We start from the raw sequence: 14201 nt of genomic DNA, 5'->3' as shown, positions 1-14201 counted from the left end.
GGTGGTTTCGCGCTTCGGGTCTGCGCTAGGACTTCTGCCTTGTGCCGCCGACTGAAAACCGTCGGCGCCCCGGAGATATTCCCGGGCCGGGCGGCGGGCCTGGTCCGGCTTATCCGCTTCCGTCTGACGTTCATGCTCGCACACCCGGCGCGCCGCGGTCACGCGCCCGCCGCCGGGCCGGGCCGGTCGCAGCGGGATGCGTCACATCGACACGATGGCCATCGTCAATCTGACGCGAACGAGCTATGATGAATAACGTCAATTAGACGAGAAGTGTGTGCAGAGAGAAAGGGCGCAACGCCCGTGACCACCACAGAACCGCTGGACGTACAGCCCACGCCGCTCGCCCTGCTGCTCCTCGGTCGCGAGGCCGACCCGCGCAGCGAGCGGGGGGTGGAGTGCCCCGGCGACCTGCCCGCGCCCTCCGACCCCGACCTGGTGGACCGGGCCCGCAAGGCCAAGGCGCGGCTCGGCGACCGGGTCTTCGTCCTCGGTCACCACTACCAGCGCGACGAGGTCATCGAGTTCGCCGACGTCACGGGTGACTCCTTCAAGCTGGCCCGGGACGCGGCGGCCCGGCCGCAGGCGGAGTACATCGTCTTCTGCGGTGTGCACTTCATGGCGGAGAGCGCCGACATCCTGACCGGCGACGACCAGCAGGTGATCCTGCCGGACCTGGCCGCGGGCTGCTCGATGGCCGACATGGCCACCGCCGAGCAGGTCGCCGAGTGCTGGGACGTCCTGACCGACGCGAGGATCGCGGACGTGACGGTGCCCGTCTCGTACATGAACTCCTCGGCCGACATCAAGGCGTTCACCGGGCGCCACGGCGGCACCATCTGCACCTCCAGCAACGCCAAGCGTGCCCTGGAGTGGGCGTTCGAGCAGGGGACGAAGGTGCTGTTCCTGCCCGATCAGCACCTCGGGCGCAACACCGCGGTACGCGACATGGGCTTGTCGCTGGACGACTGCGTGGTCTACAACCCGCACAAGCCCGGTGGCGGCGTCACGCCCGAGCAGCTGCGGGCGGCGCGGATGATCCTGTGGCGCGGGCACTGCTCGGTGCACGGCCGCTTCTCGCTGGAGTCGGTGCAGGACGTGCGCGCCCGCATACCCGGCGTCAACGTGCTGGTGCACCCCGAGTGCAGGCACGAGGTGGTCGCCGCCGCCGACCAGGTCGGGTCGACGGAGTACATCATCAAGGCGCTGGACGCCGCGCCCGCCGGTTCGGCCTGGGCGATCGGCACCGAGCTGAACCTGGTACGCCGCCTGGCCAAGGCCCATCCCGACAAGCAGATCGTCTTCCTCGACAAGACCGTCTGCTTCTGCTCGACCATGAACCGCATCGACCTGCCGCACCTGGTCTGGGCGCTGGAGTCGCTCGCCGACGGCACGGTGGTCAACCGCATCGAGGTCGACAAGGAGACCGAGCACTACGCGAAGCTGGCGCTGGAGCGCATGCTGGCGCTCCCGTAGTCCGGCCCGCGACAGCCCGTGGTCCAACGCCCCCGGCCCTGTGGGCCGTTGACCTCCACGACGCCTCCGGCATGGTGCCGGGGGCGTCGTGCGCGGCAGGATGTGCGGCATGCTGCTGCGCCCGCTCCGCGACACCCTCGACGACGCGAAGGCCGTGACGCAGGTCGCCGACGAGGCGTTCGCCGCGTCCCGCACCGCCCGCGGCGCACCGCCGCGCCCCTCCTGCGAGCGGGAGCGGGCGATGGGCCGGGCCCTCTTCCGGCACCTGGCCCGCACGGACAACGGCGGTTGCTGGACCGCCTGGGACGACGAGGGGACGCCGGTCGGCGCGGTGCTGTCCACCCGGCGCGAGGGAACCTGGTCGCTGTCCCTGCTCGCGGTCGCGCCCCGGCTCCAACGGCAGGGCGTGGGCCGGGAGTTGCTGGCCGCGGCGATGGCGTACGGGCGGTCGTGCCTGCGCGGCATGGTCTGCGCCCCGCCGGATCCGCGGCCGGCGGCGATGTACCGCAGGGCGGGCTTCACCCTGCACCCGGCGATGCGGCTGTCGGGCCCGGTCGACCGCGACCGGCTGCCCGCACCGGACGGCCCGGTGCACGAGGGGACGGCCAAGCACCGCGACCTGATGGACTCCGTCGACCGGCGGCTGCGCGGTGGCGCGCACGGCCCGGACCACGACGAACTGCTGCGCCACCACGGCCTGCTGGTCGTCGACGACCTGGCCGGCAGCGGCTACGTCTACCTGCACGAGTCCGGCACCGTCGAGTTGCTGGCCGCGACCTCGCGGCGGCTGGCGAGCAGGCTGCTGACGGCGGCGCTGCTGGCCGTGCCGCGCGAGACCGACGCGCGCGTCGGATTCCTGACGGCGGATCAGCAGTGGGCGGTGGACGTCGGGCTGGCCGCCGGGCTGACGCCGGCCAACTCCGGCTACCTGTGCCTGCGCGGCATGCGTCCGCCGGCCCCGTACGTCGCGTCCAGCACCTTCCTGTGACCCGCGGCCCGCTCCTCAGCCCGGCCGGACCAGGCCCGTCTCGTAGGCGATGACCACCAGCTGGGCGCGGTCGCGGGCACGCAGCTTCGCCATCGCGCGGTTGACGTGGGTCTTGACGGTGAGCGGGCTGACGCCGAGGCGGTCGGCGATCTCCTCGTTGGACAGTCCCGCCGCCACCTCGCCCAGCACCTCCCGCTCGCGCGAGGTCAGCACGTCGAGCCTGCGCGCCGCCACCGGGTCGGGCCCGCCGCCCGTCCCGAGGAAGCGGGTGATCAGGGACTTGGTGGCGGCCGGTGACAGCAGCGCCTCGCCCGCGGCCACCGTGCGGATCGCGTCCAGCAGCGCGCCGGGCTCCGCGCCCTTGCCCAGGAACCCGGCGGCTCCCGCGCGCAGCGCCTCGATGACGTACTCGTCCGCCTCGAAGGTGGTCAGGATCAGCACGTGGGTGCCGGTCAGGTCCGGGTCGCCGGTGATCTCGCGGGTCGCGGCCAGGCCGTCGGTGCCGGGCATGCGGATGTCCATCAGCACCACGTCGGCCCGCTCGCGCCGGGCCACCGCGACCGCCTCGGCGCCGTCGGACGCCTCACCCACCACCGCCATGTCCGGCTCGGACTCCACCAGCACCCGGAAGGCGCTGCGCAGCAGGGCCTGGTCGTCGGCGAGCACCACCCTGATCTGACCGCCGCCGGTGTCCCGCTCCCCCGTGCCGTCCCCGTTCACGCCGTCTCCTCCTCGCGTCCGGCGGCCGCGTACCCGGCCGACGGCAAGCGTACGAAGACCCGGAAGCCGCCCTCGGCGCGGGGCCCGGCGTGGCAGATGCCGCCCAGCGCCGCGGCCCGCTCCCGCATGCCCATCAGGCCGTGGCCGCCGCCCGCGGGGACCGCGTCGGCGGTACGGCCCTCGCCGGTGCCGTCGTCCTCGACGGTGACCTCCAGGCCCGTCGCGTCGCGCACGATGCGCACCTCGGCCCGCGCCCCGGCACCGGCGTGCTTGTGGACGTTGGTCAGCGACTCCTGGATCACCCGGTACGCGGTCAGGTCGACGGTGGCGGGCAGCGCACCGCCGCTCTCGTCGCGCACCACCTCGACCGCGAGTCCGGCGTGGGTGAAGCGCTCGACGAGGTGGTCGAGGTCGGCGAGCTTGGGCGCCGGTTCCATCGGCGCCTCCGGGTCGCCCGCCTGACGCAGCAGGCCGACGGTGGCGCGCAGTTCGTCCAGGGCGGAGCGGCTGGCCTCGCGTACGTGGGCGAGGGCCTGGCGGGCCTGGTCGGGGCGGCGCTCCATCACGTGCGCGGCGACCCCGGCCTGCACGTTGACCAGCGCGATGTGGTGGGCGACGACGTCGTGCAGTTCGCGGGCGATGCGCATGCGTTCCTCGGCGACCCGGCGCCTGGCCTCCTCCTCCCGGGTGCGCTCCGCCCGCACCGCGCGCTCCTCGACGGCGGCCACGTAGGCCCGGCGGCTGCGCACCGCGTCACCGCAGGCGGCGGCCAGGCCGGTCCAGGCGAGGACGGCCAGGTGCTCCTGGGCGTACCAGGGCCCGGAGCCGTACCCCATGCTGACCGCGGTCAGCCCGGCGCAGGTCAGCGCACCGACCCGCCAGGTCGTCGGCCGGTCGGTGTAGGCGGCGAGGGTGAACAGCGCCAGCACCGCGGTCGCCACCACCGGCACCGACCGGGCGCCGCTGTCGAGCACGGTGGCGGTCACCGTCAGCGCGCAGGTGACCGCGAGCACCGCCCGCGGCGCCCGTCTGCGGCCCACCAGCGCGGCACAGGCCGCCACCGTCAGCGCGACGTTGACCGCGGTGAGCCGGAAGGCGTCACCGGCCGGTCCCAGCGCGCCGCTGAGCAGGATCGACACCAGGACGACCGCGGCGATCGCGCAGTCCACGGCGAGCGGGGGCACCCGCGGCGCCAGCCTCGGTCCGGCAAGAGGGTTCACGGCACGACACGGTACGGGCATTCCGCTCCGGACAGCGCCGAACCCCGCCCCCGAGGTGCCGGGAGCGGGGTTCGCGGGCCGTTTCGCAAGCGATGGACGCGGTGCGCGGTGGTGCCGTACCTGCGGACGCCGACAGGGGGCGCCAGGTCAGCCGGGAATCAGGCCGTCGTCCCTGAGCATCGCCTTGACCTCCTCCAAGGAGGCCTCGTGGGACGGCAGGATCAGCTCGGACGGCTCCAGGGAGTCGTCCGGCAGCGGCTCGCCCAGCTCGCGCACGGCGTCGAGCAGCACGCCGAGCGTGGTCTTGAAGGCGGCCTCGTCGCCCTTGTCTATGGCTGCGAGCAACTCGTTGTCCAGCTCGTTCAGCCGGGGCAGCTGGCTGTCCGCCAGCTTGACCTGCCCCTCCCCCATGATCCGTACGATCATGACGGTGGTCTCCCTTCCGGGGTGCGAAGCGCGGATGTGAGCAGTCTGCTGCGGTGGCCGGGTCAGCTCTTGTCGAAACGCGGCTGGTCCTGCGACTGCTGCTGGGCCTTGCCGTTCGCGCCCGCCTGGCCGCCCTCGATGGCCTGCCGGGAGTCGCTGCCGCCGCCCGCCAGCTCCGCCTTCATCCGCTCCAGCTCCAGCTCGACGTCGGAGCCGCCGGCGACCCGGTCCAGCTCGGCCGCGATGTCGTCCTTGGCCAGACCGCTCGGGTCGTCGAGCGCGCCGGAGGCGAGCAGCTCGTCGATCGCGCCGGCCCGGGCCTGCATCTGCTGGGTCTTGTCCTCGGCCCGCTGGATCGCGAGGCCGACGTCGCCCATCTCCTCGGAGATGCCGGAGAACGCCTCGCCGATCTGGGTCTGCGCCTGGGCGGCGGTGTAGGTGGCCTTGATGGTCTCCTTCTTGGTGCGGAAGGCGTCCACCTTGGCCTGCAGGCGCTGGGCCGCCAGGGTGAGCTTCTCCTCCTCGCCCTGGAGGTTCTGGTGCTGGGTCTCCAGGTCGGTGACCTGCTGCTGGAGCGCGGCACGGCGGGACAGGGCCTCACGGGCCAGGTCCTCACGGCCCAGCGACAGCGCCTTGCGGCCCTGGTCCTCCAGCTTGGCCGACTGCTGCTGCAGCCCGCTCAGCTGGAGCTCCAGCCGCTTGCGGGACGTCGCCACGTCGGCGACCCCGCGTCGCACCTTCTGCAGCAGCTCCAGCTGCTTCTGGTACGAGTAGTCGAGCGTCTCGCGCGGGTCCTCGGCCCGGTCCAGGGCCTTGTTGGCCTTCGCGCGGAAGATCATCCCCATCCGCTTCATGACACCGCTCATGGGCCTCGCGCGCCCCCTTCATCGACTTGCTCCGGCACCTGACGTTGACCCCTACAGTACGGGCCCAGGTTCCATTACCGCACTGTCCGGCGGCGGATGCGCTCATCCTGAGGGACGATCACCGCGGCGCGGGCTCCCGCCCAGGGAGTAGGTGATCGTCACGGCCGCATCGCGGACCGAGCGGGTTCCCCCCTCCTCCACGGTACGGCGGCCGGCCCGGCGGCCCGCCGCGGCGCCGCCTCGCGTACCGGCCTCATAACGGCCTGCCGCCGCGGTGCCGGGTCCGTCGCCGCAGCACGTACCCTTGGACCTTGTGTTCCGACGTCGTTCCCAGGATGAGCAGCCCGCGGCCCGCACGGTGACCGTGGAGCGCGACCGCGCCCGTGACCCGCAGGCCCCCAAGGGCCGCCCCACGCCCAAGCGCAACGAGGCCCAGACCCAGCGCCGGGCCCAGGCCACCGTGCCGCGCGACCGCAAGGCGGCGGCCAAGCAGGCCCGCGAGGCGCGCCGGGTGGACATGGCCAAGCAGCGCGAGGCGCTGGCCAGCGGCGACGAGCGCTACCTGCCGCCGCGGGACAAGGGCCCGGTGCGCAAGCTGTGCCGCAACTACGTCGACTCCCGCCGCCACGTCGCCGAGCTGTTCCTGCCGCTCGCGGTGATCATCCTGGTGCTCAGCATGATCCCGAACATGCGCTTCAAGGACATCTCCCTCGTCCTGTGGCTGCTGCTGATCGTGCTCATCGTCGGACAGTCGTTCTTCACCGCGCTGCGGCTGAAGAAGACGCTGCGCGAGCGGCTGCCGAACGACAACCACCGCGGCGCGGTCGCCTACGGGCTGATGCGAACCCTCCAGATGCGCCGGATGCGGCTGCCGAAGCCGCAGGTCAAGCGCGGGGAGAAGGTTTGACGACGGTCTTCGGGGAGACGGCCGCGAGCCGAACGGCGACCACCGTCCCCGGTTTCTCCGGTGCGGCGGCCGCCTGGCTCGCGAAGCTCGGCGGCCTGCGGAACGCGGTCCGCCAGGAGCTGGTCGCCCGCCAGACCGACGAGCAGATCGCGGCCCGTTTCCCCGTCGGTCGCAGGCTGCGGGTGCTGGACGTCGGACTCGGCCAGGGCACCCAGGCGCTGCGGCTGGCCCGCGGCGGCCACCAGGTCACCGGTCTGGAGAGCGATCCGGCGATGCTGGACGCGGTGCGCGAGGAGCTGTCCGCGGAGCCCGAGGGCATACGCGAGCGGGTCCGCCTGATCGAGGGCGATGGGCGGGAGACCGGCCGCCACTTCGAGCCCGGCAGCTTCGACGTGGTGCTCTGCCACGGGGTGCTGATGTACGTGGCCGACCCCGACGCGCTGCTGGCCGGGCTGGCCCGGGTGCTGGCGCCGGGCGGACTGCTGTCGCTGCTGGTGCGCAACGCGGACGCACTCGCGATGCGGCCCGGTCTCGCCGGCGACTTCGGCCGGGCCCTCGAGGCGTTCGACACCGACGCGTACACCAACCGGCTGGGCCTGCGCGCCCGCGCCGACCGCCGCGAGGTGCTCGCCGAGACGCTGACCGCGATCGGCACCCCGCTGCACGCCTGGTACGGGGTGCGGGTCTTCACCGACACGGCGCCCGACGACGCTCCGGTGCCGGACGAGCCGGGAGCGCTGGAGCGGCTGCTGTCCGCGGAGGACCGCGCCGGGCGCACCGACCCGTACCGCGCGGTGGCGGCGCTGACCCACCTGTTCGGGGTGCGCGGGGCGGGCCAGCAGGCCTGAGGCGGCCAGGCGTCGCCGGGGCCGGTCGGCCGACACGCCTGGGGATCGCGGTACGGGTCCTTCCCGCACCCCCTCCCAAAAGGGACACTCCGGGCATGGACGGAACACGTAACCGCAGATTCCGGGCCGGGCCGCTGCTGCCGGCCGTCGTCGTCGTGTGTGCCGGGGCTCTGCTGGCCGGCTGCTCGGGCTCCGGTTCCAAGGACTCCCCCTCGCCCGCGCCGAGTTCGACGAGCGTGACGACCGGCGCCGCACCCACGGTGAGCAACCAGCTCCAGGACGACTACGAGCAGGTGGTCAAGAACGTCCTGCCCTCGGTCGTGCAGATCACCACCGACTCAGGACTGGGCTCGGGCATCGTCTACGACACCAAGGGCGACATCGTCACCAACGCGCACGTGGTGGGCGACTCCACGACCTTCAAGGTCACCCTGGCCACCGGCAAGTCGACCCTGGACGCGTCCCTGGTGGGCACCTACTCGGCCGACGACCTGGCGGTCATCCGGCTCAAGAACCCGCCGGCCCACCTCAAGCCCGCCTCCTTCGGCGACTCCTCGAAGGTCGCGGTCGGCCAGATCACGCTGGCCATGGGCAACCCGCTCGGCCTGTCCAGCAGCGTGACCGAGGGCATCGTCTCGGCGGTCGGCCGCACCGTCAACGAGGGCGGGGGCGGCGGGGGCGGCGGAGGCGGAGCCACGATCTCCGACATGGTGCAGACCTCGGCGTCGATCAACCCGGGCAACAGCGGTGGCGCGCTGGTCAACCTCTCCAGCCAGGTCATCGGCATCCCCACGCTCGCCGCGACCGACCCCGACCTCGGCAACAGCGCGGCGCCGGGCATCGGCTTCGCCATCCCGGTCTCCACGGTGACCGACATCGCGGGCCAGCTCATCCAGAACGGCAAGGTGACCTCGTCCAACCGCGCGGCCCTCGGGGTGACCGTGCGCACCGTGCTGGGCAGCGACTTCCAGCCCACCGGCGTCGCGGTGGTCGCGGTGACGCCGGGTCAGGCGGCGGCCGAGGCGGGCCTGAAGCCGGGCGACATCATCACCAGGCTCGACGGCACCGACGTGACCGACACCGCGTCGCTGTCCACCGCCCTGGCCTCGTTCAAGCCGGGCGACAGGACGACGGTGACGTACGAACGCGACGGCTCGACGAAGACGGTGAACGTGACGCTGAGCCAGTTGCAGGGCTGAGCCGGCGCGGTCGCCCGGGCCGTACGGGAGCGGCCCGGGCGGCCCGCGCGAACACCACGTCAGGCCACCGGCGCGGTCACTCCGCCGCGCTCAGGCTCATCGGCCCGTAGACCTGGGCGTCGTCCTCGAAGAGCGTGACCTGCTCGACGCCGCCCTCCTGCAACTGCCGCCACACCTCGCCGATCCACGACTCCGCGTCGCCCTGCGTGGTGAACTCCTCGGGCTCCACCGCGGGGGCGGTCTCGGTGCCGTCGGCCTTCTCGAAACGCCACGTCCATGCCATGCCGTAGCCCCTTACGTCGTCTGGTCGGCGCCGCTCGCCGCGTGCCCGCCGGGTGAGAGCAAGCGCCGGCCGCCTGCCTGCCGTGCGCAGGCTACCGGGCCGCGGGCAGGCGCTCGCAGGCGCTCAGGCGGATCATTTCCCGGCCAGCGGGGCGGTACACGCGAGGCCGCGGGCGGTAGGCCACGATGGGCTCATGGAGATCACCCTGCTCGGCACCGGCGCGCCGCAGGGGCTGCCGCACCCCGGCTGCCCCTGCGCGGCCTGCGCCGCCGCGGTCGGGCCGGCCGCCCGCGGCCAGACCTCGTTGCTGGTCGACGGGACGCTGCTGATCGACCTCACCCCGGGTCTGGCGCTGGCCGCCGCCCGGGCGGGGCGTTCGCTCAGCGGCGTGCGGCAGGTGCTGCTGTCGCACCCGCAGGCCGGCCCCGCCGTCGACCTGCCGCCGGGGCTGCCCGCGCCCGGCAGGGTGCCGGACGGCGAGCGGCTGGCGCTGCTGACCGGCCACAAGGTGCTGGCGGTGGCGGCCGACTCCCCCGGCACCGGCTACGAGGTCACCGGCCCGGCCGGGGACCGGCTGCTGTACCTGCCCGCGGGCTGCGGCCCGGCGGGACTGAACGGTTCGGGCGAGCGCGCGGCACCCTACGACATGGTGCTGCTCGACGTGGTGGGGCGCCCGGACGCGCTGGCGCGGCTGCGGGCGGCGGGCGCGGTCGGCCCGACCACCGACGTGATCGCGGTCCACCTGGGCCACGAGGCGCCCGGCGCGGCGGAGACCGCGCGCAGGCTGGCGGCGGCCGGGGCGCGGGCGGTGCCGGACGGCCGGTCGCTGACCGTGGGCGCGTACGAGGCGGTGCCGGACGTGCCGCGTCGCACGCTGGTGCTCGGCGGGGCCCGCTCGGGCAAGTCGGTGGAGGCGGAGCGGCGGCTCGCCGCGTTCCCCGGCGTGGTCTACGTGGCGACCTCAGGCAGCCGTGGCGGCGACGAGGAGTGGGCGCACCGGGTGCGCACGCACCGCGAGCGGCGTCCGGCGAGCTGGCGGACGGAGGAGACTTGCGACCTGGTGCCACTGCTCGCGGCGGACGGGCCGCCGTTGCTGATCGACTGCCTGGCGCTGTGGCTGACCCACGCGATGGACGCGGTGGACGCCTGGGACGACGAGGCGTGGGAGAACGGCGGCAGGCGTCAACTTGCCGCGCGGGTCAGGGAGTTGACGGCCGCCTGGCGGGCGACCGGGCGCACGGTGGTCGCCGTCAGCAACGAGGTGGGCTCGGGCGTGGTCCCGGCGACCGCCTCGGGGCGCCGCTTCCGCGACGAACTCGGCGCGCTCAACGCGGCGTTGGCGGCCGAGTCCGACCACGTCCTGCTGGTCGTGGCCGGGCTGGCGGTGCCGCTGCGGTGAGGCGGCGGCCGGGGGCGCCGGACGCGAGGCCGCCCGGGGCGTCCCGCGCCCGGCGGCGCACCGGTAGGGTTCGGACACGTGACCGGTGTTGACCTTGATGAGTTCGCTGCCCTGATCGACCGCCCGGACCCGGGACTGCGCCACGACGCCAAGGAGCGCCGCAAGCGCACCGCCGCCCCGGCCGGGACGCTCGGCAGGCTGGAGGAGCTGGGCGACTGGCTGGCCTCGGTGCAGGGGCAGGTGCCGGTGCGCCCCCTGGAGCGGGCCCGGGTGGTGCTGTTCGCGGGCGACCACGGCATCGCGCGGCGGGACGTCTCGCGGCGCCCGGCCGGTTCGGCGGCCGACCTGGTCCGCTCGGTCCTGGCGGGCACCGGCCCGGTCAACGTGCTGGCCCAGCAGTTCGGCGCGGGCATCCGGATCGTCGACATGTCGCTGGACTGCGACCCGGCCGAGCTGCCGGAGGACGTCGTACGGCACCGGGTGCGGCGCGGCTCCGGGCTGATCGACGTGGAGGACGCGCTGAGCGCCGAGGAGGCCGAGCGGGCGTTCCTGGCCGGGATGGCCGTCGCGGACGAGGAGGCGGACTCCGGGACCGACCTGGTGCTGCTGGGCGACCTGAGCGTGGGCGGTACCACGCCCGCCGGGGTGCTGATCGCGGCGCTGTGCGGCACGGACGCCTCCGTGGTGACCGGGCGCGGCTCCGGCATCGACGACCTGGCGTGGATGCGCAAGTGCGCGGCGATCCGTGACGGGCTGCGCAGGGCCCGGCCGGTGATGGGTGACCAGCTGGCGCTGCTGGCCGCGGTCGGCGGCGCCGACCTGGCGGCGGCGACCGGATTCCTGCTGCGGTGCGCGGTGCGCAAGCTGCCGGTCGTGCTGGACGGCGTGGTCTCGGCGGCGTGCGCGCTGGTCGCGCAGCGGGTGGCGTTCCGGGCGCCGGACTGGTGGCTGGCCGGGCAGACGGCGGGCGAGCCGGGGCAGGCCAAGGCGCTGGACCGGCTGTCGATGGAACCGCTGCTCGATCACGGGGTCCGGCTGGGCGAGGCGACCGGTGCGCTGCTCGCGTTGCCGCTGCTGAAGGCGGCGGCGGCGCTGTCGGCTCAGCTGCCGCAGCTTCCGGAGCCCTCGGCGGACTCCTGACCTGGGGCGGTCCGTCCGATCAGGGCATCCGGCCGCGCCAGTCCGTAAGGCATCCAGTATCACGCGAAACGCCCGATTCACATCATATGATCGCGTTTCATGGGACCGCTGGGACCGCCCGCCGCGCGCCGTGACGACGTACGCCGCGCGGACGGGTGCCGGGAGGACGTCTGCCATGAAGAGGCGCGCCGCGCGGACGGCGTATGCCCTGACGCCACCGCGTCGCCGGAGCGCCGCCTGCCCGCCCGCGTGCGGCGCGGCGGTGCCGTGTTCGCGGTCGTGTACCTGCGGGCGGCCGCCTTCCTCAACCTGCTGGCGGGGGTGTGGGCGTCGTTCGGCCAGAGCGTGCGGCGGCACGACGCCGCGGTGCTCTACACCCCCTGCCTGCTGACCGCGGGCTTCGCCTCCGGGCTGTTCGCCGCCTTCCTCGCGGTCGCCATGCGGCGCGGCAAGCGGGCCGCGTGGATCCTCAACCTGCTGCTCAGCGGCGCCTTCGTGCTGGCGCTCGGACTGGCGATGTCCATCCCCGAGGTGCGCGGCCACCGGCAGAACTGGGTCTCCCTCGCCGTCTCGGCGCTCTTCCTGCTGGCGCTGCTCGCCGGGCGCGACGCCTTCCGCGCCCGGGGCGACCGCTCCAACCCGGCGCTGGCCGGCGGCGTCGCGCTGGCCGGCACCGCGGTGTGCGTGGCGGTCGGCACGGCCCTGGTCACCGCCACCGGCGCCGGGCGAGGCACGACGCTGGACGACCGGGTGGCCTACACCCTGATGCGAGTCATCTCACTGTCCGGCGGCGAGGACAGTTCGCCCGGCGTCACAACCCCCGGCTGGGTGAACGTCGTCATCAATGGCATGAGCGCGACGCTGTTCCTCCTGGTGCTGTACGCGGCGTTCCGCGCGCCGCGCGGCGGGGAGTCGCTCGGGCCGCGCGACGAGGCGGCGCTGCGGGCGCTGCTGGAGCGACACGGCGGGCGCGATTCGCTCGGCTACTTCGCGCTGCGGCGCGACAAGAGCGTCGTGTGGTCCCCGACCGCCAAGGCGGCCATCGCGTACCGCGTGGTCGGCGGGGTCACTCTGGCCTCCGGCGATCCGATCGGGGACCCTGAGGCGTGGCCCGGCGCGATCGAGTCGTGGCTTCGGGAGGCTCGCGAGCACGGCTGGACTCCGGCCGTGATGGGGGCGAGCGAGGAGGGGGGAAGGATCTACGCGCGACACGGCCTCGACGCGTTGGAGATCGGGGACGAGGCGGTCGTGGAGACGGCCGCGTTCCGCCTGGACGGCCGGGCGATGCGCACCGTACGCCAGGCGTACAACCGGGTGCGCAGGTCCGGGTACACCGTCACGATCCGGCGTCACGAGGACATCACCGAGGACGAGATGGCGGCCGTGCTGGAGCGGGCCGACCGCTGGCGCGGCGGAGAGAGCGAACGCGGCTTCTCCATGGCGCTCGGGCGGCTGGGCGACCCGGCGGACGGCCGCTGCGTGCTGGTCGAGTGCCGGGACGCGCACGGCGCGGCGCGGGCGCTGCTGAGCTTCGTGCCCTGGGGGGACGACGGCCTCTCGCTCGACCTGATGCGGCGTGAGCGGGCCTGCGACAACGGCCTGATCGAGTGCGCCGTCATCGAACTGATCCTGCGCTCGGGAGAGTTGGGGGTCACTCGGCTCTCGCTGAACTTCGCCATGTTCCGCTCGGTCTTCGAGCGCGGGGCGCGGCTGGGGGCGGGGCCGGTGCTGCGGCTGTGGCGCTCGCTGCTGACCTTCTTCTCCCGCTGGTGGCAGATCGAGTCGCTCTACCGCGCCAACGCCAAGTACCGGCCGCGGTGGCAGCCGCGCTACCTGTGCTTCCGCAAGAGCAGCGACCTGCCGCGGATCGGCCTGGCCGGGGCGCGCGCCGAGGGTTTCCTCGGCACGCCCCGGCTGCCGGTGCCGCTGCGCCGCGCGAGCCGTCCCGGCGCCCGGGACGCGGGCGAGCCGCTGCCCGCCGCCGTCCGGTGAGCGGCCCCGGCCCGCGGGCGCGGCTGTACCGGGCCGCGTTCCGCGAGTACGGCGCGCTCCTGGCCGACCTGCGCCTCGCGCTGCTGCGCGACGGCTGGCGCGCGGTCCCGCTGACGCTGGTGTGCGTGACCCTGATCGGGGTGCTCCAGGCGGTCCAGCACACCGCCTGGGGTGACGCGCTGGTCAACCGCGCCGGGGTGGTCAGTGCCTCGCTGCTGTGGTGGAAGGCGCTGTTGCGGACACCGTTGTCACTGTTCGTCCCGGCGCTGGACCTGCCGGTGTGGGGAGCGCTCGCCCAGGTCCTGCTGGTCTTCGGCATCGCCGAGATCACCCTGGGCCGGGTGCGTACGCTCACCGTGGCCTACGTCTCGACGCTCGCCGGCACGCTGTACGCGCGCTGGGGGGTGGCCCGGGGCCCGCACGCGGTGCTGGGGCTGGCGCCGATCGACGCGTTCATCCGGGACACCGGGCCCTCGGCCGCGGTGGTGGCGCTGGCGATCTGCGTCGCCTGGCGGTACCGGGCGTGGTGGACGGCGGCGCTGGTGGCGGGCTCGATGGCGCTGGAGGCGCTGCTGTGGCCGAACCTCGCGGGCTGGGAGCACCTGGCCGCGATCCTCGCCGCGTGCTGCCTGTGCCTGCTGGACGACGCGGTCCGACGCCGCCGCAAGCGCCGGACCGGCCACCGGGTGCGGCACCTGGCACCGCGGACGCGCTTCTAGCGCCGCCCGGGCCATCGT

14 protein-coding genes are annotated in these 14201 nt (G+C 74.2%); 9 read left to right on the top strand and 5 right to left on the bottom strand.

Annotation, left to right across the window (positions count from 1 at the left end):
* Positions 1-303: 303 nt before the first annotated feature.
* Together nadA and CK485_RS14495 are read left to right on the top strand one after the other, a co-directional pair.
* Complete coding sequence (gene nadA, locus CK485_RS14500) at positions 304-1476, top strand: quinolinate synthase NadA (protein WP_109450579.1); 1173 nt, start codon at positions 304-306, stop codon at positions 1474-1476.
* 109 nt (positions 1477-1585) lie between these two features.
* Positions 1586-2464 (top strand): GNAT family N-acetyltransferase, encoded by an 879-nt coding sequence (locus tag CK485_RS14495; RefSeq protein ID WP_109450578.1) that lies wholly within the window; start codon positions 1586-1588, stop codon positions 2462-2464.
* Between the two features lie 15 nt (positions 2465-2479).
* On the opposite strand, the gene CK485_RS14490 is transcribed toward CK485_RS14495, so the two are convergent.
* The 4 genes from CK485_RS14490 to CK485_RS14475 all read right to left on the bottom strand — a co-directional run bounded on the left by CK485_RS14490 (position 2480) and on the right by CK485_RS14475 (position 5696).
* Positions 2480-3184, bottom strand: coding sequence for a response regulator transcription factor (locus tag CK485_RS14490; RefSeq protein ID WP_241968352.1), 705 nt, complete (start codon positions 3182-3184; stop codon positions 2480-2482).
* Complete coding sequence (locus tag CK485_RS14485) at positions 3181-4404, bottom strand: histidine kinase (protein ID WP_241968351.1); 1224 nt, start codon at positions 4402-4404, stop codon at positions 3181-3183. Before CK485_RS14485 ends, CK485_RS14490 begins: the two co-directional genes overlap by 4 nt.
* A gap of 147 nt (positions 4405-4551) precedes the next feature.
* Positions 4552-4830, bottom strand: a complete 279-nt coding sequence (locus CK485_RS14480; protein WP_109450574.1) for a hypothetical protein — start codon at positions 4828-4830, stop codon at positions 4552-4554.
* Positions 4831-4892: 62 nt separating this feature from the next.
* Positions 4893-5696: a PspA/IM30 family protein gene (locus CK485_RS14475; RefSeq protein ID WP_109450572.1), complete on the bottom strand. Its 804-nt coding sequence runs from the start codon at positions 5694-5696 to the stop codon at positions 4893-4895.
* 313 nt (positions 5697-6009) lie between these two features.
* Here CK485_RS14475 and CK485_RS14470 point away from each other — a divergent pair, with 313 nt between their 5' ends.
* The 3 genes from CK485_RS14470 to CK485_RS14460 all read left to right on the top strand — a co-directional run bounded on the left by CK485_RS14470 (position 6010) and on the right by CK485_RS14460 (position 8650).
* Positions 6010-6603, top strand: a complete 594-nt coding sequence (locus CK485_RS14470; protein WP_109450570.1) for a DUF3043 domain-containing protein — start codon at positions 6010-6012, stop codon at positions 6601-6603.
* Between the two features lie 95 nt (positions 6604-6698).
* Positions 6699-7451 (top strand): methyltransferase domain-containing protein, encoded by a 753-nt coding sequence (locus CK485_RS14465; protein WP_109453008.1) that lies wholly within the window; start codon positions 6699-6701, stop codon positions 7449-7451.
* Between the two features lie 95 nt (positions 7452-7546).
* Positions 7547-8650, top strand: coding sequence for a trypsin-like peptidase domain-containing protein (locus tag CK485_RS14460; RefSeq protein ID WP_109450568.1), 1104 nt, complete (start codon positions 7547-7549; stop codon positions 8648-8650).
* Positions 8651-8726: 76 nt separating this feature from the next.
* Here CK485_RS14460 and CK485_RS14455 read toward each other — a convergent pair whose 3' ends face one another.
* Positions 8727-8933: a hypothetical protein gene (locus CK485_RS14455; protein ID WP_109450566.1), complete on the bottom strand. Its 207-nt coding sequence runs from the start codon at positions 8931-8933 to the stop codon at positions 8727-8729.
* Positions 8934-9126: 193 nt separating this feature from the next.
* On the opposite strand from CK485_RS14455, the gene CK485_RS14450 reads away from it, so the two are divergent.
* The 4 genes from CK485_RS14450 to CK485_RS14435 all read left to right on the top strand — a co-directional run bounded on the left by CK485_RS14450 (position 9127) and on the right by CK485_RS14435 (position 14183).
* A complete protein-coding gene (locus CK485_RS14450) occupies positions 9127-10332 on the top strand; it encodes a bifunctional adenosylcobinamide kinase/adenosylcobinamide-phosphate guanylyltransferase (RefSeq protein ID WP_109450565.1) in 1206 nt (401 codons plus the stop codon).
* Between the two features lie 78 nt (positions 10333-10410).
* The gene (gene cobT, locus CK485_RS14445; protein ID WP_109450563.1) at positions 10411-11472 is read left to right on the top strand and encodes a nicotinate-nucleotide--dimethylbenzimidazole phosphoribosyltransferase; all 1062 of its coding nucleotides are present in this window, start codon (positions 10411-10413) and stop codon (positions 11470-11472) included.
* A 99-nt stretch (positions 11473-11571) separates the two neighbouring features.
* Complete coding sequence (locus tag CK485_RS14440) at positions 11572-13464, top strand: phosphatidylglycerol lysyltransferase domain-containing protein (protein ID WP_109450561.1); 1893 nt, start codon at positions 11572-11574, stop codon at positions 13462-13464.
* Positions 13461-14183, top strand: a complete 723-nt coding sequence (locus CK485_RS14435) for a hypothetical protein (RefSeq protein WP_199239344.1) — start codon at positions 13461-13463, stop codon at positions 14181-14183. The genes CK485_RS14440 and CK485_RS14435 overlap by 4 nt, the downstream gene beginning before the upstream one ends.
* Positions 14184-14201 lie beyond the last annotated feature (18 nt).

The sequence above is a fragment of the Streptomyces sp. ICBB 8177 genome, assembly GCF_003144095.1.
In the GTDB taxonomy this organism is placed as follows: Bacteria; Actinomycetota; Actinomycetes; order Streptomycetales; family Streptomycetaceae; genus Streptantibioticus_D.
Note: the sequence above shows the minus strand (reverse complement) of the source record. Positions and strands in the feature narration are given on the sequence as shown.